Raw genomic sequence first — 23499 nt, forward strand, 5'->3', positions numbered from 1 at the left:
TCACCATTACGCATGAGACTAACTACTCCCCCGGCCAGAACGCTCTGATCCCGGCCACACCTTGCGCGCCGTTCTCCCAGGCTTTTTGCTGTTCAGCAGGGCCAACACCACCGAGCAGATAAACCGGTTTGCTGCACCCGGCAATCAACTCACGCGCCTGCTCCCAGCCCAACGGCTGAGCATCAGGGTGAGTCTGGGTTGGCTGCACCGGCGACAAGGTCACGAAATCGACGTCCATCAGTTCGGCCAGAGCCAATTCTTCAGCGTTATGACAAGAGGCCGCCAGCCAGCGATCCTTCGGAAACGGACGCCCGTTCGGGGCCAGTTTGCGTAGCTGTGCCGACGTCAGGTGCCAACCCGCAGCGGGAAAGTCCCCCAACCATTCCAGCGGCCCCTTGAGCATCAATTGCGCTTTACCGGCACACAACCCCACGGCGTCCACCGCCAGATCGCGGTATTGCGGGTCATACCCATTCGGCGCACGCAACTGGATCAGCTTGATACCGCCCGCAACAGCCTTCTGAATACCACGCAGCAATTGCGGGGTTTCCAGTTCGCCAGGGGTGATCAGGTACTCACCCGGCAAACGCGCCGCAGCAACAATGGGCTGATTGGCGGCTGGGAATTCATAATCTGCCAATTCACGATGGGTTACCCAGGCCAGTGGCTGCCCTTCGACGCCATGCGGTTCGCCGGTAAATGCCGACACTTCCCAGACATCCAGCAGCACCTGCTTGTCCGGATAGTCATGCTGAATCTTGATCAGCGGCCGTGCCTGGGTGACCACGATGTTCAACTCTTCCTGAAGCTCACGGGAAAGTGCCGACTCGACAGTCTCTCCCGGTTCGACCTTGCCGCCGGGAAATTCCCACAAACCGCCCTGGTGCTGAGTGTCGGCACGCCGCGCGATAAGGATCTTGCCGTCAACGCCGCGGATAACCGCTGCTGCTACATGAATACGTTTCACCCTTCGACTTCCTCTAAAGCAGCCTTCTGCCAACGCTGGAACAGCGGCCATTGGTAGAGGGTTTCGATGTACGCCAACGCTTCGGCGGGCAGTTCGATCCGGTACGTGCGCAAGCGTACCGCCACAGGTGCAAAGAACGCGTCAGCTGCGCTGGCCTTGCCGAACAGAAACGGACCGCTTTCAGCCGCAACCGCCCGGCACTCAGCCCATAGCTGGACGATGCGTTCGATGTCGTTCTGAGCTTCCACAGAGATGACTTCCAGTGCTGCGTCTCGGTGCAAGTCCATGGGCAGATTCGAGCGCAGCCCGATGAAACCGCTGTGCATTTGCGCACATGCCGAACGCGCCTGGGCACGCGCAGCGGTGTCGCTGGGCCACAGCCCTGCATCAGGGAATTGCTCTGCGAGGTATTCGATGATCGCCAGCGAGTCGGCAATCGAACCATGCGGGGTTTTCAGCAGGGGCACCTTGCCGGACGGCGAGTGCTCGAGAATCTGCTGGCGGGTGTTTGTCTGATCCAGGCGGATCAGCTGTTCGGTGTACGCCGCACCCGTCATGTAAAGCGCCAGCGCCGGTCGCAGAGACCATGAAGAGTAACGTTTGTCGCCGATGATCAGGTGCAGGGTCATGAGGAGTTCTCCAGATAGAACGAGCTGATCATGTTCCTGTGGACTTTACACTGCCTGCAAATTGATCGGCACCTGTATCGACGCCATCGCGAGCAAGCTCACTCCTACAGAAAACTGTGGTCGGTAGGAACGGATTCATCCGCGAAGAAGCTGGCGCGGTTTATCAGGTAAATCGCGTTGACGTCTCCGGGAATGAATTCCCTCCCACAGGTCCGATTGTCGTCAGATCAAGTGCGGTATTCCGCATTGATCTTCACGTACTCGTGGGACAAGTCGGTGGTCCAGATGGTCTCGCTGCAATCACCACGGCCGAGTTCGATGCGAATGGTGATTTCGGCTTCGGCCATTACTGCCGAGCCTTGCTCTTCAGTGTAGGTGGTCGCGCGGCAGCCCTTGCTGGCGATGCACACGGAGCCCAGAAACACATCAATCTTGCTCACATCAAGATCAGGCACACCGGCACGACCTACAGCGGCCAGAATACGGCCCCAGTTAGGATCGGACGCGAACAGCGCGGTCTTGATCAATGGCGAGTGAGCCACGGCGTAACCCACGTCCAGACACTCCTGGTGATTGCCGCCGCCGTTGACTTCAACCGTCACGAACTTGGTAGCGCCTTCGCCATCACGGACGATGGCCTGAGCCACTTCCATGCATACCTCGAATACGGCTGTTTTCAGCGCGTCGAACAGCGGACCCTTGGCTTCGGTCACTTCCGGCAGATTAGCCTGGCCCGTTGCGATCAGCATGCAGCAGTCATTGGTCGACGTGTCGCCATCGATAGTGATGCGGTTGAACGACTTGTTGGCGCCGTCACGGATCAGATCCTGCAGCACGCTTTGCGAAACCTTGGCGTCAGTGGCGATATAGCCCAGCATGGTCGCCATGTTCGGGCGAATCATGCCTGCGCCTTTGCTGATACCGGTCACGGTGACGGTTACGCCATCAATCTGGAACTGACGGCTCGCGCCCTTTGGCAGCGTGTCAGTGGTCATGATGCCGGTTGCCGCAGCAGCCCAGTTATCCACAGACAGGTCATCAAGGGCCGCCTGCAACGCGCCTTCGATCTTTTCCACAGGCAATGGCTCGCCGATGACACCGGTGGAATATGGCAGCACGGCATCGGCGTCCACGCCAGTCAGTTCAGCCAGCTTGGAGCATGTGCGCGCAGCGTTGGCCAGACCCGGCTCGCCGGTACCGGCGTTGGCATTACCAGTGTTGGTCAGCAGATAACGAACAGGGCCGTTGACGCGCTGTTTGGCGAGAATGACCGGTGCTGCGCAGAACGCGTTAAGGGTGAAAACACCCGCAACACTGGAGCCTTCGGCACAGCGCATGACCACAACGTCCTTGCGACCCGGACGTTTGATGCCGGCAGAAGAAATGCCCAGTTCAAAACCGGGAACCGGGTGCAATGTCGGCAAAGGACCAAGACCAACAGCCATGAGGTGCGCTCCTTGAAAGATATCTGCGCCGCCCGCTTCGGTACGGCAGTCGATTGAAAAACGCCGCGACGGGTAAGCCGGTCGCGGCGTTAGTGCTGTTACTTCAAAACCACTACCGGATCAGATCAGGATCAGCCGATTTGACCGTGGCAATGTTTGTACTTTTTACCGGAACCACACCAGCACAATTCGTTACGACCTTGCTTCTGGTCGTTACGGACCGGAAGGGTCGCGACATCGACGCCCTCTTCAACCAACGCTTCTGGTTGTTCAAGGCCCGGTGCTTCAGCATGTTCAAACTGCATGCGCTGCGCCAGCTCTTCGGCATCGCGACGCAGACGAGCTTCCTCTTCTTCCGGATCTTCGCGGCGTACCTGAACGTGAGACAGCACACGGATGGTGTCGCGTTTGATCGAATCCAGGAGTTCCTGGAACAACGTGAAGGACTCGCGCTTGTATTCCTGCTTCGGGTTCTTCTGAGCGTAGCCGCGCAGGTGGATACCGTGACGCAGGTGATCCATGGTGGACAGGTGGTCCTTCCAGAGATCGTCCAGAACGCGTAGCAGAATCTGCTTCTCGAACGTGCGCAACGCTTCGGCGCTGGCCTGCTCTTCCTTCTCGTTGTACGCGGCGAGCAGCTCTTCGAGGAGCTTCACGCGCAGTGTGTCTTCGTGCAGGTGATCGTCTTCGTCCAGCCATTGCTGAATTGGCAGCTTCACACCGAAATCACTTTCCAGTGCAGCTTCCAGACCGGCAACGTCCCACTGCTCCGGCATCGACTGCGGCGGAATGTGTTGGCTGATCAGGCTGTTGAGAACGTCTTCGCGGAACTCGGCGATGGTGTCACCAATGTTGGTAGCGGCCAGGAGGCTGTTACGCATGTGGTAAATCACTTTACGCTGCTCGTTGGACACGTCGTCGAACTCGAGCAATTGCTTACGGATATCGAAGTTGCGGCCTTCAACCTTGCGTTGCGCCTTCTCGATCGCGTTGGTCACCATACGGTGTTCGATCGCTTCACCGGACTGCATGCCCAGTGCCTTCATGAAGTTCTTCACTCGATCAGAAGCGAAGATGCGCATCAGGCTGTCTTCCAGCGACAGGTAGAAACGGCTTGAACCGGTATCACCCTGACGGCCGGCACGACCGCGCAGCTGGTTATCGATACGACGCGATTCGTGGCGCTCGGAAGCAATAACGTGCAAGCCGCCCGCCTCGATCACTTGCTGATGGCGTTTCTGCCAGTCGGCCTTGATCTGTGCGATTTGCTCCGGGCTCGGGTTTTCCAGTGCAGCAACTTCAACTTCCCAGTTACCGCCCAAGAGAATGTCGGTACCACGACCGGCCATGTTGGTGGCGATGGTCAAGGCACCTGGACGACCGGCCTGCGCGATGATTTCAGCTTCTTTTTCGTGGAACTTGGCGTTCAGAACCTTGTGTTCGATACCTTCCTGATTGAGCAACTTGGACATGTGCTCGGAAGTTTCGATGGTCGCAGTACCCACCAGTACCGGACGATTCTCGGCCAGACAGGCCTTGATGTCAGTGACGATGGCGGCGTACTTCTCTTCTGCCGTCAGGTACACGAGGTCGTTGAAGTCTTTACGCGCCAACGGCTTGTTAGGCGGAATGACCATAACCGACAAGGTGTAGATCTGGTGGAACTCGAACGCTTCGGTGTCGGCTGTACCGGTCATGCCGGACAGTTTGTTGTACAGACGGAAGTAGTTCTGGAACGTGGTCGAAGCCAGCGTCTGGCTTTCGGCCTGAATATTCAGGTTTTCCTTCGCTTCGATCGCCTGGTGCAGGCCTTCAGACAGACGACGACCCGGCATGGTACGACCGGTGTGCTCGTCGACCAGCAGAATCTGGCCGTCCTGAACGATGTACTCGACATTGCGATGGAACAGCGTGTGCGCACGAAGACCGGCATAAACGTGAGTCAGCAGACCCAGGTTGTGTGCCGAGTACAGGCTTTCGCCTTCAGCCAGCAGGCCGACTTCGGTAAGCATTTCTTCGATGAACTGGTGACCGGCTTCATTCAGCTCGACCTGACGGGTCTTCTCGTCAACGGTGTAATGACCGGCTTTGGTGACTACGCCCTCCACTTCCTCGATGTGCTGCACGAGACGCGGGATCAGGCGGTTGATCTCGGTGTACAGCTTGGAGCTGTCTTCAGCCTGACCGGAGATGATCAGCGGCGTACGCGCTTCGTCGATGAGGATGGAGTCCACTTCGTCGATCACGGCAAAGTTGAGTTCGCGCTGGAACTTGTCGTCCATGCTGAACGCCATGTTGTCGCGCAGGTAGTCGAAACCGAATTCGTTGTTGGTGCCGTAGGTGATGTCCGACGCGTAAGCCGCACGTTTTTCTTCTGGCGGCTGGAATGGCGTGACAATGCCAACGCTCAGACCGAGGAATTCGTACAGTGGACGCATCCAGTTGGCGTCACGACGAGCCAGATAGTCGTTGACCGTTACCACGTGCACGCCCTTGCCGGACAATGCATTGAGGTAAACCGCCAGTGTACCCACCAGGGTTTTACCTTCACCGGTACGCATTTCGGCAATCATGCCTTCGTGCAGAGTCATGCCGCCAATCAACTGAACGTCAAAGTGGCGCATACCCATGACGCGCTTGCCAGCTTCACGTGCGACCGCGAAAGCTTCAGGAAGCAGCTGATCGAGGGTCTCACCTTTGGCTAAGCGGGCCTTGAACTCTTCGGTCTTGGCACGGAGTTGCTCGTCCGAAAGGGCCACCATTTGCTCTTCGAAGGCATTGACGATCTGTACCGTCTTGAGCATGCGCTTCACTTCACGCTCGTTCTTGCTTCCAAAAAGTTTTTTTAACAAAGGCGCAAACATATCGACAGGATCTTCCAGACATAGGAATGGAGGGCGGCCCCGTGAGTCGCCCGTGCAGCCCTCATGGCCGCATGCGAACGAGTATTCTACCCGGAAACGATGGTGAGGAAAGTGGCGTTATTCCACGATGCTGGCACAGCGCTGTGACGGGGCTGTTTGTAGATAGGGTCATTTCCTGAGAGTTCAACCCGTCCAACGCAGAAGTTAGCCATTGATTTAACGGGTAAAACAGGCAAACCCGCATGGGACAAGGGGTTGCGGGCGCTTTCTGATAACATGACAAACTTGTCATCCAGGGTTGTAGCTCATGGCGTTTCGTCCACTCCCCGCTCGGGCACCCGCAGTATTGCTGCGTGAAGCGAAGCCTTTGAAAGGTATTTTTCACCACGCCCAGCGTTTGGGGCACTTGCAACGGCTGCTTGAAAGCCAGTTGCAGCCTGCTGCGCGCGAACATTGTCATGTTGCTTCATGGCGCGAAGGCAGCTTGCTGCTGATTGTGACCGACGGTCACTGGGCGACGCGTCTGCGCTATCAACAAAAGCGCCTGCAGCGACAGCTGACGGCCTTCGACGAATTCGCCAGCCTCACGCGGATTGTCTTCAAGGTCCAACCCCCTACGCCCGCTCAGGGGGCTAAAGGTCACACGATGGACTTGTCAACCGTAGCCGCCGAGAGCATTCAGGCGACGGCTGACGGGATCACTGATCCGAAACTGCGCGCCGCGCTGGAGCGCCTGGCGGCGCATGCGAAGGATCGCAAGGTTTAACCCAGAACCCGTAGGACCGGCTTTAGCCGGGAGGACGTCTGGGCATCCGCTAGATCTGCTTCGGCAGAAATACTCTCCTCCCGGCTAAAGCCGGTCCAACGGGATTGAAAGCAAACTGTAGATTCTCCAACAAAAATCGAATCTATTCAGTGACTTATATTTTTTGACACGAGCGCCATAGCACCGCGTACTCCTGCAAGCGCCGAAATTCAGCGCACTCAACGCTTGCCCAACACCGTTTCGAATTGAGAAGCCCCTGCCTTGAGCATACCCGCCTGCACCAACAACGGCGTGACCACAGCTTCCGGCTCGACCCAACCGTTGAGCTTTACCCGACGCGCACCCGGTTCCAGTCGAGCCTCGAAGCGATGCTCGCCCTCGCGCTGCACATCGACCAAAAGCCTTACGCCATCGCTGCATTCGAATCTTAGATGCGCGCTGCCAAGGACCACTGTCCACGGTGAAAGCAGGGCCACGTCCTGCCCCTGAAGATCGCCCGTACTGGACAGACACTTGGTACCTCGACCGTTCAGTTGTAACCGGCCTCGCCAATGACCATCAAGCAGATAACCTGTTGCCGCGGTCAATTGACTGGCGACGGGCTCAAACTGCGCCTGCCAGGCCCACGGCCAGCCGCTGACCTTCAACTCCCATATGCGTTGCTGGAAACCAGCACTCAAACTGGCTTGCCCGAGCCAGGGTTGAACACGCCAGACCAACGGTCCCAGTACGCCGAGCCTGTCCATGCGACCGTTCCACAGCGTGCCGCTGACTGCCACTGGCTGCCAGGCGGGATTCCACGGTACAAATCTGGTCAAAAATGCAGCAGGCGTGTTCAGCATCAGCGTCGCGATAAAAACCACTGCACCCAGTACCCATAATCTGCGACTCATGGCTGGCCGCCTGTGCGCCCGACGTCCAGACTGAACACCAGGCTTTGATGTCCCTGTTCAAGGCTCCAGCGCAGAGGGCGACCGCCTTGTGCCTGGATGCTGCTCAACAGTTGCGCCAGGCCTTCTGCACGCGTCAGCTCACCCTGCAATTGCCAGACATCCCCCCGCGTCTCGACCCGCGTCAACACCAGTCCACGTGCACTGGCCAAGGCTTGCCAGTACTCGCTGGTGAAGGTGATACCGGGCGTTAGCGCCCGGGCCTGCTGCGCGAGCATTGGCCACTGCCGCAACTCCTTGCTCAACGCAAGCAGCGGGCGACCGATCAGTACCAGCAGTAAAGTCAGCACCACCACCCATCCTGCCAACAACGTATAACGGCGAATGGCGGGTAAGGCGCTGAAGGCCATGAAAGCCCGATCAATAAAAGCCTTCATGGCTGTCCGTCCAGATTGAAGTGAAGGGTCAGCAATGAGGTCTTTGCGTCCGGCTCGACTCTCACCTTCGCACCCGCAGTCTGGGCGATCGCTTGCCAGTGATCCGTCGCCGACCCCGTTTTACTGCCGTGGAGCACCACCCGCCAGTTTTGCCCGTCGAAGTAGCTACCGGATACGCCCCAACCCTGCTGAGTGTCGAGCCAGCGCCCTACTGCTTTTTCCAACTCCACCATTTGCTGTTGACGGGTTCGCCAGTCAAGCTGATCGGCATGCATCCGGGCCAGCAATCGCTCAGCCTGGCGAGCGTTAGCCACCGGACCGGTGACTGCCTCGACCTGCGCTTTCCAGACAGGCACCTGCTGCCACAACTGCCCTACCGCCAAAGTCCCCCAACATAGCGACAACAACACGCAGGCCGCCATCAAAAGACGCTGGGTTTGACTGAAAGGCAGCGTTCGCCGCGTCGCGTTCATCTTGCGACGGCCAACACCGCTCAGCAGGTTGGGCAGACGATCCAGTGATGCCCACTGTGACGGCCATGATCCGGATATTTCATGGTCAACAGGCTTCCATCCCTCGGGCAGCTCGCCCAGCACATCAGGCCAGCGCAGCCAGCGCTGCACACCATTGGCATCGGTACGCTTGAGGCAACTGTCATCTGCGCGAGCCCAACGCAACGACTGATCAGGCTCCGGCGCTGGCAATAGCTGCATTTCCGCCCATAGATGGCTGGGCGAAAGACCCAATGCGTCGCACTCTGCCAACCAGCGCTCGACGAGCACTCGTTCCACTACGAGTAATTCAAGATGCCCGTCCACCCGGGAAAGGCAGCTAACCTGCAACTGATCGGCAGGCTGTTGCAAGGATTCCTCTAATAGCTGCGGCCATTCGTGGGGTTTGAGTCCTGGCGGCGCAGACACCTGGAAATGGCTGCAATGCTCAGCGGGTATTATCAGCGCGACGGACTCTTGCGCAGAATGTGCAGGCGCAGGCCAGTTACCTGACTCAGTTCCGGGCAAGCGGCGCCATTGCAAGGGTGCCGAAGCATCGAGGGCAGGACGCACCAGCAACCACTGTCGCGCAGCGGATCGGTCAGCGCGCCAACGGTCAAGCATGGCAGCAGACCGGATCATAATGAGCTATCCGGCAAATTGAAGGTGCAGACATAAGGCGCTCCATGACGCTCGAATTCGAGTCGCACACCCCGACTGGGCTGCTGGGCGACCGACGAAGGAAACGCCAGCCAGCGGGTTCCCTGATAAAAACTGAACTGGACCTTATCGACGCCATCCAGCCGCTCCCGGCGCTGCCATCGGGCGACACTGGCTGCATATAGATCGCCCGAGGTGGAGACCTCCAGACTGCGCTCACGCGGGCGGAACTCTAGCCGCTGCCTTTGCAACCGCGACTGTCCGTCAACGTCGGGCCAAGCGGTCAGTGCCACCCAGTCGAGCTGCCGGGCTGCAGGCTTCCAGTCCAGCCAGCTCACCGGCAGTGGCAGGCGCTGTTCGTACAAACGGCGCAGGACCATGCCGTCCAGCCTTCGCTCCAGCGCCAGACAGAACTCCAGCACCAGCGGCTCGTTTCCTGGTTCGGCAAGACGCTCACGAACGCTCAACCAACCATTGACCAACGCGGCAAGCATCACGCCAAGCACAGCTGTCAACGCCATTGCCACCAGCAATTCGACCAGGGTCAGGCCTTGTTCCGGTCGCCTCATGGCCGCACCAGAAACAGAGTGAAATGTCCGAGCGGCTCGCGCTCATCGCGAGCTGCAAACAGTGCCAGTTCGCCCCGCCTCAAGTTCTGCACGCGAGTCATGCCCAGATCCAGACGCCAGTAGCAGGTCATCTCACCCTGACGCAACTCGCCGCGCACCTGATTGATCTTCGGCCAATAACGCTCGACCCCGAATCGTGCTTCCAACTCACGCGCACAAAGACTGCCGAGTCGATGCTGTTGAACCGCCTGATGAACCGCGATGCGCTGGCGCAACATTTGACTGACCATCACCGCCATTATCGCCGCGATGCCCAAGGCAACCATCACTTCAAGCAATGTAAAACCGGCCTCGCGCTTCATGGCAGCCGCACCTGGGTGAGGCTGTTGTCAGTACTCCACTCCCAGCGTTGCTGCCCTTCAGGCCATTGCCAGTTCAACGTCACCGGTCTGGCCACCCCGGCAGGCGTGAACACCACCTGTGGCTCAGTGGACACTGACCAGTCTGCCGCCAACTCGGCTGGCCAAGGCTTGAGTCGAGTCGGTTCAACCACCCAACGCGCCAGGCCCCGGTCCTGCTGCAATTCCACGAATTCGGGTTGCCGACCATTCCAGCGCATGCCCAATACCTGACCGCTGTGTCGGGCCTGCGCGGCCCGGATTCGCGCCTCGGCGGCCAGTTGCTGCAAGGCTTGCTGCATCGGAGCCTGACCTGAGTCCAGCCACGCGACACTCATGGCACTGAACAAGCCGATGATCAGCAACACCACCAGCATCTCCAGCAGCGAGAAGCCTTGCGAAAACTTCACGATCAGAGATTCCAGTTACCGATGTCAGCGTCTGTCCCTTCGCCTTCCGACGCGCCGTCAGCCCCCAGGGAATAGATATCAATGCGTCCATGCTCGCCGGGAGCACGGTAGTGGTAGGGGTTGCCCCAAGGATCATCTGGCAGACGCCGGATGTAACCATCAGCACGCCACGAGCGTGGCAGTGGTTCGACCTTGGGTGCGCTGACCAAGGCGTTCAGTCCCTGTTCGGTACTGGGGTAACGCAAGTTATCCAGACGATACATATCCAGCGCCTGTTCCAGCGTGGACAGATCAGCGAGGACTTTCTGGCGCATGGCCTTGTCCTGATTGCCGAGCACGCTGGGTGCAACGACTGCTATCAGCAAACCAATTATGAAGATCACCACCATGATTTCCATCAACGTGAAGCCGCGCTGGCGCTTTTGATTCAGAGGGGGCATGACAAAACTCTCCATGGATTAAAAAGCGAGCCCTTGATTGAGCTGCATGATCGGTAACAGCACGGCCAGGACAATGAACAGCACCACACCGCCCATCACCAGAATCATCAGTGGCTCGAACAAGGCCATTAGCATGTCTACGTGCCGGGTGAATCCGCGTTCCTGGTTGTCCGCGACTCGTTCGAGCATGTCCGGCAAAGTCCCGCTGGCCTCGCCACTGGCAACCATGTTGAGTAGCAGTGGCGGGAAATGCCCGGCGGCATTCAGGGCGCGATGCAGGCTGACACCACCTTCCACTTGTTCACGAACGAGGGTCAGCGTGCGATGTATTTCACGATTGCTGACCGTCGCTGTCGCAACCTGCAATGCCTCCAACAACGGCACGCCACTCCCCACCAGAATCGCCAGGCTACGCGCGAGCCGCGCACTCTCCAGCACCGTCAGCAAGGCCCCGACTTTTGGCAGCTGCAGCAAGCTTCGATCCAGACGCAAACGCCAGTGCGGCTTGCGCAGCAGGTATCCGGCACACAGCGCGGCGAGGACCGTCAGCACCAGTAGCCAGGGCCCGACGGTGACCAGCCCGCGGCTGATGCCGATCAGCAGTTGGGTGACCAGTGGTAGAGCTTGCCCGGTATGACTGAACTGCTCGGTGAGTTTGGGCACTACGAATGTCATCAGGCCAACCACCACCAACAGCGACACCAGCATCAAAACCGACGGGTAGATCATTGCGGTCCGTGCCTTGTGTCGTTGGCGCTGGACCTGTTCAAGATGTTCGGCAAGGCGATCAAGTACCGGCGCCAACTTGCCGGAACGCTCACCCGCTTCCACCAGGGCGCAATACAGGCCGTTGAACAAACCGCCTTGGCGACGCAGGCTTTGCGCCAGGCTGTGACCTTCGCCGAGAGCACCACGCACCGCCACGAGCAGGTTGCGAATGGCAGGCTCGGCGAGCTGGCGCTCAAGCGTGGCCAAAGCATCAACCAACGGAATACCGGCACTTAAAAGCGTCGCCAATTGACGCGTCAGTTCGCACAACTGGCTGTGATTGAGGCGCTGCCCGCGAGGGCTGCGAGACGTCGCATTCTGAATCTGCAGCTCACGCGCAAACAGCCCCTGCTCACGCAACAATTGCCGGGCATGGCGTTCGTTTTCCGCCTGAATGCTGGCCTTGCGCGTACGTCCTGCGGGGTCAAGGGCCTGATAGCGATACGTCGGCATGGATTAGCCCCGAACCGCGCGCAGCACTTCGGCGAGGCTGGTCTCGCCGCGTCGCAGGCATTCACTGGCCATGGCGGCAAGGCTCTGACGCTTGTCAGCCAGATAATCGTGCATGGCGACTTCGCTGGCCCCGTCGTAAAGCAAGGCGATCAGGCCTGCATCCAGCTCAATGAATTCGTAAAGCCCCATTCGCCCGTCATAGCCGCTGCCCTGACAGTCTTCGCAGCCTTGTGGATGAAAGCTTTCGGTCAAACCAGACAATTCTGGCCACAAACTGCGCTCAGCTTGCTGCAGCGGATGTGCGGTAGCGCAATGACACAAGCGGCGTACCAACCGTTGCGCCAGCACTCCCTTGAGGGTCGAGGCGATCAGAAAAGGCTCAATGCCCATATCGCGCAACCGGGTCACGGCGCCGACCGCACTGTTGGTGTGCAGCGTGGACAATACCAAGTGGCCGGTCAGGCTGGCCTGCACCGCAATTTGCGCCGTCTCCCGATCCCGGATCTCACCGAGCATGATGACGTCCGGATCCTGACGCAGAATGGCCCGTAGCCCATTGGCAAACGTCATCCCGGCGCGCGGATTAATCGCGGTTTGACCAATGCCGGTGATGGCGTATTCCACCGGATCTTCCACGGTGAGGATGTTGCAGGAGCCATCATTCAGGCTGTTGAGGCTGGCATACAGCGTGGTGGTTTTGCCCGAGCCGGTCGGCCCGGTGCTGAGCACGATACCGTTGGGCCGCAGCAGGCAGGCGCGCAGGCCACGCTCCACTTCAGGCGGCATGCCGAGGTTGGTCAGGTCGAGCAGGCTAGCCTGTTTGTCGAGCACGCGCATCACCACCCGTTCGCCGTGAATCCCCGGCAACGTCGAGACCCGTATGTCCACTTCCCGCCCGCCGGAGCGCAGCGTAATTCGCCCATCCTGAGGTTGACGCTTTTCAGCGATATCCAGACGGGCCATGACTTTTATGCGCGAGACCAGCATCGTCGACAGTGCACGGGGCGGTCGCAGCACTTCGCGCAAATGACCATCCACCCGCAGACGAATGACCAACGTGGCCTCGAATGTCTCTACGTGGATGTCCGAGGCACGCAATCGCAAGGCTTCACCAAACAGGCCGTTGATCAATCGAATTACCGGGGCATCATTGTCGTTTTCCAGCAAGTCCTCGATCTTCGGTAGTTCACTCATCAGGCTGTCCAGATCGACGTGTTCACCGATGCCCTCAATCAGGGCTGCGGTGGCCGATTCACCTGACTGGTAAAGCGCGCCGAGACGGGCCTCATAGTCCGGCGCCGACAAATGTTCGACGAGGTTCGGCACGCCGTGGACGCGAATAACCTCCTGCAACATATCGGTGTCGCCGCCGGTTCTCAGCAGCAATCCCCAGCCATGCTGCGCAGGGACTTTCGCGACGCCGGTCTGCCGGGCAACTCGATAAGGCAGTAACGCACTCACCATGAGCCTTGTTCCAGGCGATCCCGGCTGGCCGGATACAACTGCAGCAAGTTGTCGCCATCAGCCAAGGCGGGCAACGCCAACGAGGTGTTGGCTTTGAGGTTGCGATATTTCTCGCTGCTGAGCTGCGCCAGGGTCTGACCGTCACGCACGATGCGCGGGCGGATAAACACCATCAGGTTCTGTTTGACCCGCTTCGTCGAGTCAGAGCGAAACAAGCGGCCTAACACCGGGATATCACCCAGCAAAGGCACGCTCTGATCACTGGTGGTGGACTCATCCCCGATAAGACCGCCGAGCACCACCAGGCCATTGTCTTCGACCATGACCTTGGTTTTGATCTCGCGCTTGTTGGTGATGACATCGCTGGCGGAAGTGCTTTCGGCTATCGACGAGACCTCTTGCACGATGTCCAGGCGCACAGTGTTGTCGACGTTGATCTGCGGCTTGATGCGCAGCTTCACACCGACTTCCTTGCGCTCGATGGTCTGGTACGGGTTGGCGTTGTTCTGGGTCACCGAGCCGGTTACGAAAGGCACTTCCTGACCAACCAATATCGAGGCTTCGGCGTTGTCGAGGGTAAGCAAGGTCGGGGTCGATAACAGGTTGAAACCGCTCTGGCTTTTCAGCGCGTTAAGCAACGCAAGGAAGTTAAGCCCGCCACCACTCAAGTTGCCAACCCCTGCCGTGACACCCTGCACCCCGGACAACAACTGCCCTAGCCCAGCGGTGTCGTTGGCCTGCGCCAGCGCCCCGACGGCGGTGACGCTCGCGGCATTACCGCCGCTGAAATTAACGGCACCGCCACCGAAGTTGTCGCCTTGAAACAGCCATTGCACACCCAGCTCCTGAGCACGCGTGTCGGAGACCTCGGCGATGATTGCTTCAACCACCACTTGGGCGCGACGAATGTCCAGTTGCTCGACGATGCTGCGATAAGCAGTCAAATCGCTGTCGGGGCCGACCATCACCACCGCGTTGGTGCCTTCTTCATATTCAATGCGAATCCCGGAGGTACTGACCGGCGTCGCTTTTTCGCTCTCCTGCCCGCCCGCTGTCGGGGCGGCCGCCTCCTGGCTGAGACCGCGTAACACCTTGACCACTTCCGAGGCGTTGGCATGGCGCAGATACATCACCACGGTGTTGGCGTTGTGCAGCGGGTCCTGAGGTTTGTCCAACTGTTTGAGCAGCGCTCGCACGCGTTCGCGACTGTCGACACTGCCACGCACCAGCAACGCGTTGCTGCGGGGGTCGGCCACCACTTGCGCACTGTCAGCCCCTTGCTCACGCGCCAGCAAACGGGTGACCAGTTGTGCCGTGTCATTGGCGTTGGCGTTCTTTAACGGCAGAACTTCCAGCGGCTCCTGGCTCACTTGATCGAGCTGTACCAGCAGGCTGTCGATACGGTTGAGGTTGCTGCGCCAATCTGTGATCACCAGCAGATTGGCCGACGGATACGGTGTGATCACTCCAACGCGCGGATCGATCAACGGCCTGAGGATGTTGAGCATCTGTTCACTGGCCGCATTGCGTACGCTGAATACCCGAGTCGCCATGCCGTCATTTCCCCGCCCGGCATCAGGCTTTGACTCCACCGGTACCGGCTCCAGACGTGCCGCCTGATCAGGGACGATCTTGACGCTACCGTTGGGCAAATCAACAGCTGCAAAACCCTGAGCACGCAACTGCGCGAGAAAAATATCGTAGATCTCATCACCGCCCAGCATCTCATTGCTGCGCACTGTGACTTTGCCTTGCACCCGAGGGTCGATGATGAACGTGGTGTGGGTGATCCGTGAAACGCTGTCGATGAACTCGCTGAGCTCGGTATCAACGAAGTTGACTTCGTACAGTGGTTCTTCTTCGGCGCGGGCCCCGGTCATGGCCAGGGCGCACATCAAAAGAGCCAGACGCAGCGGTTGCTTGAGGCAATCAATAGTCATGCTTATCCCTGTGGCTTGAAGCCGAAAGACGGACGTTGAGGAGGCCAGGCCAGACGTTCGCGCTTGCCGTGGTTATCAAGCACAAGCCCCAACTCGTCGATGTCATGCAGGACGATCCCCGGGGCCAGCTTCTGACCACGGGCGAGGCTGCGTTGGCGTTTCTCAAAACTGAGCACCACAACCGTCGCGCTCAGCGGGCTGGCCTTGAAACCGCCTAGATATTTGATGTCGAGCGTGGTCAGCGGCAGCTCATTGCTCAGGACGGGACCGGCTTTCCAGTGCTGGCTCAACATTTGCGCAACCGGAGCACTGGTGCTGCTGACCGGCACCGGTTGCGCCAGTCCATGCCAGACTTGAAGCACGCACTGGGCCGCCAGCCAGCCAAGCAAAATCACAAGCACGATGTGGCTAGCCCCGCTCAGGCGACTCAAATGGCCGACTCGCGAGGGTGCCAACCGGGATGACCTTGCACATAGCGCATCTGCGGCAACTGTAAGCGGCTGATCTGCCAACCGGTCGGCTGCTCACGCAGCCAGGCTTCAACATGCTGCCAAAGTGGTTGACCCGCCTGAGGATCAAAGCCCAGGCCAAACGTGCGGCACTGGCCTGCAGGTTCACCCAGGCCAGTGACCCGTTTGCCGCTGGCGCTGTAAGTGACCTGCCATGGCTGGCCTTGCCAACGCGGCAAGTCCTGGCTGTTGTCGAGCAACAATGGCTCACCGAACAATTGCTCAGCGGCGTTTTCCAACACCTGCGGGATTTGTTTGGCAGAAACGCTCACCACCGGCGCGGGGTAGCTGGCGGTCAGGCTGATCAAGTGTTCGCGGGTAATCATCTGCCCTTGAGTCAGGGGACTGTCGTAGCGCAAACCGGGTAGCAATACTGAACTGTCCGGACGCTCTGCCAACGCGTCATGCAGCAGTCGATCCCAACTGCCGCCGCGCACATCACGCCGCCACAGATTTTCCGGAGCGCTTGCCAGTGGCTGGTCGAGCCAATTGGCGTGAGCGGCGCGCTGCTGTTGCGTAATCTGTCGAATGCGTTGGACGTTAACCTGGTCGCCAGCACTCAAACTGGTGGCTACAGCGGGATAAAAGCGGGCCGCAAACTGCCATTGCCCGGCGACTTGCTGGCAACGAATACGGAACGCGCCGCTGGCCCGAGTCCCGGCAAAAACCACCGGCACTCGTTTACCCGAGGCTTGCAAGATGTCCACCGGTGATGGCCAGAAATCCTGACCACGAGCGCATAGCACCAAGTCCACCTGCGCCAGACGTTCCGCCAGCCAGAATCCCGGACCTGTGCCCACATCCGCCAAGGCAATGACCAGATCGGCATCGGCCTGGGCGCGATCAAGCGCGGGCTGCAAGCTATCGTGCCATTGTTTGAGTGAGGCTTTCTGGTCCCGTGCATAGGGATCGGTGATGCCGACCACGGCGATACGGATTTCCCCTCGGCGAAAAAAGACAACTGCTTCAGTGCCTAGCCGTTGACTGATATCGGCGGCCAGACCGGCTCCTAATACCGGATGACCAAACTGGTGGTAGAGACCGCTGCAGCGTTGTGGCCAGAGCAGACGCTCATCGCTGCTGACCCGGACCTCCGTACCGAGCAATGCGCTACCTTGAGCGCCCGAAAGACCTTGGGTGAGATAAGCCAGGCCGCTGCCATTCCAGCATTGGCCGTTTTCCAGAGTGAGGCTTTTGCCTTCTCCCGCTTCACTGCGCAAACGTTGCAACAGCGCAGCCAATACAGGGTAGCCGCCGGTTTCCAACGTCTGACCAAGGCCTGCATCAAGCAGGCTATTGAGGGCATGTTGGTCATCCCCCTGAACGCGAGCGTTCGCTCCGCTGATCCATGGCGCCTGCCCAATACGCGTTGCGGGCCCCAAGCGAGTAGCGGGAACCACCGGTTGACCCGGCTGGCGAGCATCAAGCGTGTCAGCCACATACAGTAGATCCACACTACTGCTTTCAGCGACAGCGCCTGATCCCTGAAGGCTTGAGCATGCCGACAGCAGCGGAGCCAGGGCTCCCACCGTCATCCATCCCAACACATCGCGCCGTGCCATTGATGCCATTGTTCTCTCACCCTGAGGGTAACTCTTCACAGGGGCGGCATATTGGCGATCAAAAATGACAGTTTGAAGGCAATTTCTTGAACGGGCGCATCATTTATCGACCGTTACAATTCGAAATAACTTGAGCGTTTTTTAGATGATTTTTTAATAAAACTGCCGCCGAATCATCACACTCGACTTCTACAGTCCCGGTTCCTTTTCAAAACCATCTCTCATAAAAAGGACCTGATGAATGAGTCGTGATACCGGCGATAACCAGAACCGCAATCTGAGCACCAATGAACCAATGTCGTCTGTGCTCGACACTTACTTGAGTCGTCGAAGTGTCATGCGGGGAGGTCTGGGTGCTGCCATTGCAATGATTGCGGGGACTGGCTTGACGGGTTGCTTTGACAGTAGCGACGACAACGACGACAACTCGTCGCCTACACCGGATCCAGTCAAAAAGCTGGCCTTGGGTTTCACTTCCATCCCGGGCTCACGCACTGACGCAGTCACTATCGCGGCTGGTTACACCGCATACGTATTGGCGCCTTGGGGTACTCCGCTTAACAGCACTGCCGCCCCATGGAAAAGTGATGGAACCAACACTTCCACTGACCAGGCCAACTCCGTCGGCATGCACCATGACGGCATGCATTTCTTCCCGATCAATGGCAGTTCCACTGAAGGTTTGATCGCCATCAACTTCGAATACATCGATCAGGATGCGCTGCACCCTGCAGGCGCGACGCTGGTCAACGGCGTTCGTCCGGTCGAAGAAGTACGCAAGGAAATCAACGCCCATGGCGCAGGCGTAATACGTGTTCGCAAAACCGGCAACCGCTGGCAAGTTGTGGAAAACGACCCGCTGAACCGTCGCTTTACCACCGCTTCGGTCATGAACCTTTCCGGCCCTATGAAAGGCACCGACCACGTCAAAACCAGGTTCTCGACTGATGGCAGTCAGACAAGAGGCACGAACAATAACTGTGGCAACGGGTATACACCCTGGGGCACCTACCTGACCTGCGAAGAAAACTGGCCAGGCATCTTCGTCAACAAGGGCACTCGCCCGGCGGATCAGGTCCGGATCGGCGTCGCCACCACCGCTGGCAACTACCGTTGGGAGACTGCAGCCGGTGACGCCTCGGAGGTCAACGATGAGTTTGGGCGTTTCAACATCACGCCAAGTGGTGCGACAAATGTCGACGATTACCGTAATGAAGCCAGCACCTTTGGCTACATAGTTGAAATCGACCCGTACGACGGCACATCGCTCCCGGTCAAACGTACCGCGCTCGGGCGCTTCCGGCACGAAGGCTGCTGGCCAGGCCTTACCACCGTCGGCAAGCCAGTGGTGTTCTACATGGGCGACGATTCCCAGAACGAATACCTCTACAAATTCGTCTCCACGGCCCTTTGGGAAGCGGCAGATGCCACGCCGAGCAATCGTCTGGCCACCGGCGCCAAGTACATGGACAGCGGCAAACTCTATGTTTCACGTTTCAACGCAGACGGTAGCGGTACTTGGCTATTACTGGATGTGATCACCCCGACCACCGATGGCAGCACACTGGGCGCCAAATTCACTGATTTGCCGGGCATCATTCTGAACACTCGTGGCGCAGCAGATGCAGTGGGCGCGACCCCGATGGATCGTCCGGAATGGACAGCCGTAAACCCGGTGAACGGCGATGTTTATCTGACCTTGACCAACAACACCAGTCGCACCACCGCAAACGCCGCCAACCCGCGTATCAACAACCGACATGGTCATATCATCCGCTGGCATGACGCAGACAGCCAGGTGTCGTTCACCTGGGACATTTTTGTCTTCGGTGCCAACGCATCAGGAACAGCGGACATCAACCGCTCTGGCTTGACCGAACTGAATCAGTTCGCCAGTCCCGATGGCATGACGTTCGACAGCCGGGGAATCATGTGGATCCAGACGGACAACGGCGAGTCCACCCTTACCAGCTACACCAACGATCAGATGCTTGCGGTTATTCCGACAAATCTTGTCGACGCCCAAGGCAAGCAGATTCCGGTCAACGCCCAGAATCAGACAGAACTGCGTCGTTTCTTCGTCGGACCCAATGGCAGTGAAGTGACGGGCATCACGTTCACGCCTGACAACAAGACTATGTTCGTCAACATCCAGCACCCAGCCAACTGGCCATCCACGGATGTCGCCACTGACGTCACGGTTGGCACAGTCCGTCCGCGAGCATCCACAGTGGTTATTCAGCGCACCGACGGTGGCGAGCTGGCAGTCTGACGTTGCAGGCTGCACGCCGGGATCGTCCCGGCGCGCAGCCTTTTCGGTCGGCTACCTGCCCACCTGTCGCTCGCGGATCACAATCGCCTGCGCCGGCACTCGACTGTGCCACTTCACCACGCCCAACGCCTCGATTCGGTATTGACTGCGAAATATCTGGTCGTCCAGTCGCACCTCCAGTTGCAACAGAAACTGATCGCTGTTGAGCTGCAAGCCTTCGCTCAGTCTTGCGAATGCCTCGTCATCCATTGCTCCCATGGCTTCACGCAACCCAATGGCATCGCTATAACCGCCCGCAGGCCTGGCGCTGATCAGGCGAGTCAGCTGCGCGCGGCTGATTTCACCCTCATACATAGCCTCCAGCAACGGCAGTTCATCGAGACTCAACGCATTGGCATTCAGACGCCAACCGGACGTGTCCGGCAGCGCACACAGGTCGCGATAGCGCTGCTCCCGACCTTTGTCAGCAGGCAACAGTAAGTTCAACTCACTGGTATCAACCATGATTTGATTCGCTGCCAGCCGTGGCGGTGACAGCCGCAGGTACTCACCGTCTTCGGCACCTTGTGAGCGACTTTGATGGTCAGCATCCAGCCAGTCGGCAAGTCTCCGGGTAAGCAGTTCGGCAGCCATATCGTCGCCCAACAGGTAGTTCAATTGCCTTTGTGCACGCTCAGCTTCTGGCCCTATGAGGCTGTTGACGTTGAAGCAGCGATGCAGATCCACTATACGAATACTTGCCTTGCCTCCCTTGAAATCGTAGCTCAGCGGCTGACCACGCAAGGCTTGCCAGAACAACGGACTGGCACGCCAGGCCGGATCTTTTAACGCCTGCCCGGTGAAAGCCAGCGCCGCGCTTTCAACTGACCGGGCTTGTACGCGCTGTTGCAGTAAACGCACGCTGTCGACCTCCCGACGGCCTTGCTCGACCATCCATGTCAATCCAGCGGCAAGCATTGCCAGTACGAGCAACGCCATCAGTAATGCCGCGCCTTGCTGTTTGTTGCTGTGCATTTTGCTGCCTGTATTTTCAACGCCAGGCGCCAGTCAACACCGACAATGTTGCAAGCAGGTGGCAAGCACTCCAAAACAACTCAAAACCTTAACCGGCTCGTCACAATCTGCCGCCAAGATGCTGGTTTATTTCTAGAAATCAATAACCTGGAGCGTACTTGTGGGCGGAATCGGAATCTGGCAACTGGTGATCGTGCTGCTTATCGTGATGATGTTGTTTGGCACCAAGCGTTTGAAAGGACTCGGAGCGGACGTTGGCGATGCAATCAAAGGCTTTCGCAAATCCATGGGCACTGACGAACCTAAACCTGAAAAAAGCTGCCTGAACGACAGCATTCAAACGTCGACCCAAACGGAACATAAACACTGATGTTCGAGATTGGTTTTACCGAGATGCTATTGGTGGGGACGGTTGCTTTGCTGGTACTTGGCCCGGAACGCCTGCCCAAGGCGGCGAGCACTGCGGGGCGCTGGCTGGGACAGTTCAAGCGCGGGCTCAACGGCATCAAACTGCAAATGGAACGCGAGCTGGATGCCGAACAATTGCGCAAGGAACTTGATCATCAGCCATTACGGCAGCTTGAGCAGGAGTTGCGCGAGGGGGTGCGCCTGGACCCACCAGCCCACTGCGCTACCAAATCCGGACAACAACCGTTATGAGCGGCTTCGAATTTCGCGAAGCACTGAGCATTACCGGACACTTGCGCAAGCTCAGAACGTTGCTTTTGCGATCCATGCTGGTCATCGCTTTGCTGTTCGTCGGGCTGTTTCCGTTCGCGCAAAAACTCTACACGTTCATATCTGCACCGCTCAGAGTATTCCTGCCCGAAGGCGCTAGCATGATCGCCACCAGCGTGACTTCGCCGCTGATGGCGCCGTTCAAGCTGACCATGATGGTTGCCCTGTTCCTGGCCATGCCGATGATCCTTCATCAGGTATGGGGTGTCATCGCTCCGGCGGTCTATCGCGAAGAACGACGCACCGCGATATGCCTGATGATCGCCAGCGTTTCGCTGTTTTACGGCGGCATGGCTTTCGCGTTCTATGTGGTATTTCCAATGATGTTCGGGTTCTTCGCGAGCGTGACGCCCGCCGGCGTGGAAATGATGACGGATATCGGCCTTTATCTGGACTTCATCCTCGCGCTGTTTCTAGCCTTCGGCCTGGCTTTTCAGATTCCGGTGGCGACCTTTCTAGTCATATGGGCGGGCCTTACCGACGTTCAAAGCTTGAGTAAAAGTCGGCCTTACGTGATTGTCGGCTGCTTTGTCGTCGGCATGCTGCTCACGCCGCCTGATGTGTTCTCGCAAACCCTGCTGGCTGTGCCCATGTGGATGCTGTTCGAGTTGGGTCTACTGGCCAGCAGGACGGTTTCACGGCCAAAGCAGCAACCGGATATTTCGGAGGGAACGCAGGCGTTATAGAAGCAGTCGGCTGACATTCCTGTAAGTACAAGCGACTACTGTTGTGCGTCAAGAAACTCCATCAGGACTTTCAACATCTCTTGCGGAGCTTCCTCCTGAGGATAATGCCCCGCACCGCTGATAACACGGGCTGTCACGTTGGCCGCAACCGGGTCCAGCATTGCTTTAAGTCCACTGCCTCTTGCGAACTCGCCGCCCACCGTCAGCACGGGCATTGTCAGCGGCACAGCAGCATGCTTTTTATTCTGTTCGATTGTTTCCGGGATAGCCCGGTAATAAGCGAAACCAGCCCGCATTGCTCCGGGTTTGGAATAAGCACGGACATACTCTTCGGTTGCCAGATCGCTCGGCCTGTAAGCAAAGCTATTGAACAGCCATTCCAGGTAGATACGTTCCTTACCCTCAATCAGCGCTTCTGGCAGATCCACAAGTTGAATGAAAGCAAAGTGCCAGGAGCGTAATGGATCAAGGCCGGGGATGCCCGCTTCAGAAAGCACAATGCGCGTAATAGCATCGGGATAGTTAGCCGCCATCGAGTAACCTATCCACATCCCCACATCATGCCCGACAACCTGATAAGTCGAGTGCCCGAGCTGTTGCATCAGCTCATGCAAATCGCGCCCTACGTTGTCCGTATCGTATCCGGCCACAGGTCTGTTCGAATCGCCCAAACCTCGCGGATCAACGGCTATGACGGTGAATTTCCGGGCCAGATCCGGCATGATCTTGTGCCAGGTATATGCGGTCTGGGGCCAGCCAGGAATCAGCAAAAGCGCAGGTCCTTTGCCACCCGCGACGTAATGCAACCGCACTTTATCCTGATTAACAATGGCGTAACCGTCTCGAAAATTGCAGCTCTCGCAGGTCGCCAGCATCGAAGCGGCATTCGCCGCAGACTCACCAATCGGCAGCGAGCCCGACAGCAAGCCGATGCTCAGAGATAGCGAAAGAGTGGAAAGCAATGAACTCCCTTTGGGGGGTGGAAATTCCATGATTCAGTCTCCGTCAGGATAAGCAACTCAAAGGAGTATCGAAAAGCAGCACAGCTGCTAATACCCAACGAGCGACTTTGGACGAAGACCTCAGGAATTAATGTGAGAAACAGCCTCCCTGCACGTAGGACAACT

The 23499-nt window shown here is 58.3% G+C and carries 23 protein-coding genes; 5 read left to right on the top strand and 18 right to left on the bottom strand.

Translation table 11 applies throughout. The features are described 5' to 3' along the window. Positions 1 to 22: 22 nt before the first annotated feature. The 4 genes from H8S59_RS06505 to secA form a co-directional block, all read right to left on the bottom strand. Entirely contained in the window at positions 23 to 967 is a 945-nt protein-coding gene (locus H8S59_RS06505) for a Nudix family hydrolase (RefSeq protein ID WP_187520873.1), read from the bottom strand. Continuing rightward, positions 964 to 1596, bottom strand: a complete 633-nt coding sequence (locus H8S59_RS06510; protein WP_187520874.1) for a glutathione S-transferase family protein — start codon at positions 1594 to 1596, stop codon at positions 964 to 966. Before H8S59_RS06510 ends, H8S59_RS06505 begins: the two co-directional genes overlap by 4 nt. 227 nt (positions 1597 to 1823) lie before the next feature. Next, entirely contained in the window at positions 1824 to 3041 is a 1218-nt protein-coding gene (argJ, locus tag H8S59_RS06515; RefSeq protein WP_187520875.1) for a bifunctional glutamate N-acetyltransferase/amino-acid acetyltransferase ArgJ, read from the bottom strand. A gap of 131 nt (positions 3042 to 3172) precedes the next feature. Next, the gene (secA, locus tag H8S59_RS06520; protein ID WP_187520876.1) at positions 3173 to 5905 is read right to left on the bottom strand and encodes a preprotein translocase subunit SecA; all 2733 of its coding nucleotides are present in this window, start codon (positions 5903 to 5905) and stop codon (positions 3173 to 3175) included. A 307-nt stretch (positions 5906 to 6212) separates the two neighbouring features. Between secA and H8S59_RS06525 the strand changes: the two genes are divergently transcribed. Further along, complete coding sequence (locus H8S59_RS06525; RefSeq protein WP_187520877.1) at positions 6213 to 6671, top strand: DUF721 domain-containing protein; 459 nt, start codon at positions 6213 to 6215, stop codon at positions 6669 to 6671. A gap of 218 nt (positions 6672 to 6889) precedes the next feature. Here H8S59_RS06525 and gspN read toward each other — a convergent pair whose 3' ends face one another. From gspN to H8S59_RS06585, 12 genes are read right to left on the bottom strand one after another with little or no spacing between them, the layout of a single operon-like run. Then, the gene (gene gspN / locus H8S59_RS06530; protein ID WP_187520878.1) at positions 6890 to 7564 is read right to left on the bottom strand and encodes a type II secretion system protein N; all 675 of its coding nucleotides are present in this window, start codon (positions 7562 to 7564) and stop codon (positions 6890 to 6892) included. Next, the gene (gene gspM / locus H8S59_RS06535; protein ID WP_187520879.1) at positions 7561 to 7998 is read right to left on the bottom strand and encodes a type II secretion system protein GspM; all 438 of its coding nucleotides are present in this window, start codon (positions 7996 to 7998) and stop codon (positions 7561 to 7563) included. The genes gspN and gspM overlap by 4 nt, the downstream gene beginning before the upstream one ends. Further along, the gene (locus H8S59_RS06540) at positions 7995 to 9131 is read right to left on the bottom strand and encodes a type II secretion system protein GspL (RefSeq protein WP_187520880.1); all 1137 of its coding nucleotides are present in this window, start codon (positions 9129 to 9131) and stop codon (positions 7995 to 7997) included. Before H8S59_RS06540 ends, gspM begins: the two co-directional genes overlap by 4 nt. Further along, a complete protein-coding gene (locus H8S59_RS06545; RefSeq protein WP_187520881.1) occupies positions 9128 to 9718 on the bottom strand; it encodes a prepilin-type N-terminal cleavage/methylation domain-containing protein in 591 nt (196 codons plus the stop codon). Before H8S59_RS06545 ends, H8S59_RS06540 begins: the two co-directional genes overlap by 4 nt. Then, on the bottom strand, positions 9715 to 10080 hold the full coding sequence (locus H8S59_RS06550; protein ID WP_187520882.1) for a type II secretion system protein: 366 nt from the start codon (positions 10078 to 10080) through the stop codon (positions 9715 to 9717). Before H8S59_RS06550 ends, H8S59_RS06545 begins: the two co-directional genes overlap by 4 nt. Beyond that, positions 10077 to 10526, bottom strand: coding sequence for a type II secretion system minor pseudopilin GspH (gene gspH / locus H8S59_RS06555; RefSeq protein ID WP_187520883.1), 450 nt, complete (start codon positions 10524 to 10526; stop codon positions 10077 to 10079). The genes H8S59_RS06550 and gspH overlap by 4 nt, the downstream gene beginning before the upstream one ends. A 2-nt stretch (positions 10527 to 10528) precedes the next feature. After that, positions 10529 to 10966 carry a type II secretion system major pseudopilin GspG gene (gene gspG / locus H8S59_RS06560; protein WP_187520884.1) on the bottom strand — a complete coding sequence of 146 codons (438 nt, stop codon included), beginning with the start codon at positions 10964 to 10966 and terminating at the stop codon, positions 10529 to 10531. 18 nt (positions 10967 to 10984) lie between these two features. Continuing rightward, positions 10985 to 12187, bottom strand: a complete 1203-nt coding sequence (gspF, locus tag H8S59_RS06565; RefSeq protein WP_187520885.1) for a type II secretion system inner membrane protein GspF — start codon at positions 12185 to 12187, stop codon at positions 10985 to 10987. Between the two features lie 3 nt (positions 12188 to 12190). Further along, on the bottom strand, positions 12191 to 13651 hold the full coding sequence (locus tag H8S59_RS06570) for a GspE/PulE family protein (RefSeq protein ID WP_187520886.1): 1461 nt from the start codon (positions 13649 to 13651) through the stop codon (positions 12191 to 12193). Next, positions 13645 to 15546 (bottom strand): type II secretion system secretin GspD, encoded by a 1902-nt coding sequence (gene gspD, locus H8S59_RS06575; RefSeq protein WP_187520903.1) that lies wholly within the window; start codon positions 15544 to 15546, stop codon positions 13645 to 13647. The genes H8S59_RS06570 and gspD overlap by 7 nt, the downstream gene beginning before the upstream one ends. A 47-nt stretch (positions 15547 to 15593) precedes the next feature. Further along, entirely contained in the window at positions 15594 to 16022 is a 429-nt protein-coding gene (locus tag H8S59_RS06580) for a pilus assembly protein PilZ (RefSeq protein ID WP_343073040.1), read from the bottom strand. Further along, positions 16019 to 17671, bottom strand: coding sequence for a bifunctional UDP-sugar hydrolase/5'-nucleotidase (locus tag H8S59_RS06585; protein ID WP_187520887.1), 1653 nt, complete (start codon positions 17669 to 17671; stop codon positions 16019 to 16021). The genes H8S59_RS06580 and H8S59_RS06585 overlap by 4 nt, the downstream gene beginning before the upstream one ends. A 232-nt stretch (positions 17672 to 17903) precedes the next feature. On the opposite strand from H8S59_RS06585, the gene H8S59_RS06590 reads away from it, so the two are divergent. After that, a complete protein-coding gene (locus tag H8S59_RS06590; protein WP_187520888.1) occupies positions 17904 to 19934 on the top strand; it encodes a PhoX family protein in 2031 nt (676 codons plus the stop codon). A gap of 51 nt (positions 19935 to 19985) precedes the next feature. Here the strand turns inward: H8S59_RS06590 and gspK are convergent, their stop codons facing one another. Continuing rightward, positions 19986 to 20948: a type II secretion system minor pseudopilin GspK gene (gene gspK, locus H8S59_RS06595; RefSeq protein WP_187520889.1), complete on the bottom strand. Its 963-nt coding sequence runs from the start codon at positions 20946 to 20948 to the stop codon at positions 19986 to 19988. A 160-nt stretch (positions 20949 to 21108) separates the two neighbouring features. On the opposite strand from gspK, the gene tatA reads away from it, so the two are divergent. From tatA to tatC, 3 genes are read left to right on the top strand one after another with little or no spacing between them, the layout of a single operon-like run. Then, the gene (gene tatA, locus H8S59_RS27145) at positions 21109 to 21318 is read left to right on the top strand and encodes a twin-arginine translocase TatA/TatE family subunit (RefSeq protein ID WP_187520890.1); all 210 of its coding nucleotides are present in this window, start codon (positions 21109 to 21111) and stop codon (positions 21316 to 21318) included. After that, on the top strand, positions 21318 to 21608 hold the full coding sequence (gene tatB, locus H8S59_RS06605; RefSeq protein WP_187520891.1) for a Sec-independent protein translocase protein TatB: 291 nt from the start codon (positions 21318 to 21320) through the stop codon (positions 21606 to 21608). Before tatA ends, tatB begins: the two co-directional genes overlap by 1 nt. After that, on the top strand, positions 21605 to 22372 hold the full coding sequence (gene tatC, locus H8S59_RS06610; RefSeq protein ID WP_187520892.1) for a twin-arginine translocase subunit TatC: 768 nt from the start codon (positions 21605 to 21607) through the stop codon (positions 22370 to 22372). Before tatB ends, tatC begins: the two co-directional genes overlap by 4 nt. 35 nt (positions 22373 to 22407) lie before the next feature. Here tatC and H8S59_RS06615 read toward each other — a convergent pair whose 3' ends face one another. Next, entirely contained in the window at positions 22408 to 23364 is a 957-nt protein-coding gene (locus H8S59_RS06615) for an alpha/beta fold hydrolase (RefSeq protein ID WP_187520893.1), read from the bottom strand. Positions 23365 to 23499: the final 135 nt, after the last annotated feature.

Origin of the sequence: Pseudomonas folii (assembly GCF_014357575.1) — a bacterium.
Taxonomy (GTDB): Bacteria; Pseudomonadota; Gammaproteobacteria; order Pseudomonadales; family Pseudomonadaceae; genus Aquipseudomonas; species Aquipseudomonas folii.

Bases quoted from the DNA above. Each gene is read 5' to 3' on its own strand.
- H8S59_RS06590 (WP_187520888.1), top strand. From the start codon at position 17,904: ATGAGTCGTGATACCGGCGATAACCAGAACCGCAATCTGAGCACCAAT.
- argJ (WP_187520875.1), bottom strand. From the start codon at position 3,041: ATGGCTGTTGGTCTTGGTCCTTTGCCGACATTGCACCCGGTTCCCGGT.
- gspN (WP_187520878.1), bottom strand. From the start codon at position 7,564: ATGAGTCGCAGATTATGGGTACTGGGTGCAGTGGTTTTTATCGCGACG.
- gspK (WP_187520889.1), bottom strand. From the start codon at position 20,948: ATGCACAGCAACAAACAGCAAGGCGCGGCATTACTGATGGCGTTGCTC.
- H8S59_RS06585 (WP_187520887.1), bottom strand. From the start codon at position 17,671: ATGGCATCAATGGCACGGCGCGATGTGTTGGGATGGATGACGGTGGGA.
- tatB (WP_187520891.1), top strand. From the start codon at position 21,318: ATGTTCGAGATTGGTTTTACCGAGATGCTATTGGTGGGGACGGTTGCT.
- secA (WP_187520876.1), bottom strand. From the start codon at position 5,905: ATGTTTGCGCCTTTGTTAAAAAAACTTTTTGGAAGCAAGAACGAGCGT.
- gspF (WP_187520885.1), bottom strand. From the start codon at position 12,187: ATGCCGACGTATCGCTATCAGGCCCTTGACCCCGCAGGACGTACGCGC.
- gspM (WP_187520879.1), bottom strand. From the start codon at position 7,998: ATGAAGGCTTTTATTGATCGGGCTTTCATGGCCTTCAGCGCCTTACCC.
- gspD (WP_187520903.1), bottom strand. From the start codon at position 15,546: ATGTGCGCCCTGGCCATGACCGGGGCCCGCGCCGAAGAAGAACCACTG.
- gspG (WP_187520884.1), bottom strand. From the start codon at position 10,966: ATGCCCCCTCTGAATCAAAAGCGCCAGCGCGGCTTCACGTTGATGGAA.
- H8S59_RS06525 (WP_187520877.1), top strand. From the start codon at position 6,213: ATGGCGTTTCGTCCACTCCCCGCTCGGGCACCCGCAGTATTGCTGCGT.
- H8S59_RS06545 (WP_187520881.1), bottom strand. From the start codon at position 9,718: ATGAGGCGACCGGAACAAGGCCTGACCCTGGTCGAATTGCTGGTGGCA.
- H8S59_RS06510 (WP_187520874.1), bottom strand. From the start codon at position 1,596: ATGACCCTGCACCTGATCATCGGCGACAAACGTTACTCTTCATGGTCT.
- H8S59_RS06570 (WP_187520886.1), bottom strand. From the start codon at position 13,651: ATGGTGAGTGCGTTACTGCCTTATCGAGTTGCCCGGCAGACCGGCGTC.
- H8S59_RS06540 (WP_187520880.1), bottom strand. From the start codon at position 9,131: ATGATCCGGTCTGCTGCCATGCTTGACCGTTGGCGCGCTGACCGATCC.
- tatC (WP_187520892.1), top strand. From the start codon at position 21,605: ATGAGCGGCTTCGAATTTCGCGAAGCACTGAGCATTACCGGACACTTG.
- H8S59_RS06615 (WP_187520893.1), bottom strand. From the start codon at position 23,364: ATGGAATTTCCACCCCCCAAAGGGAGTTCATTGCTTTCCACTCTTTCG.
- H8S59_RS06550 (WP_187520882.1), bottom strand. From the start codon at position 10,080: ATGAAGCGCGAGGCCGGTTTTACATTGCTTGAAGTGATGGTTGCCTTG.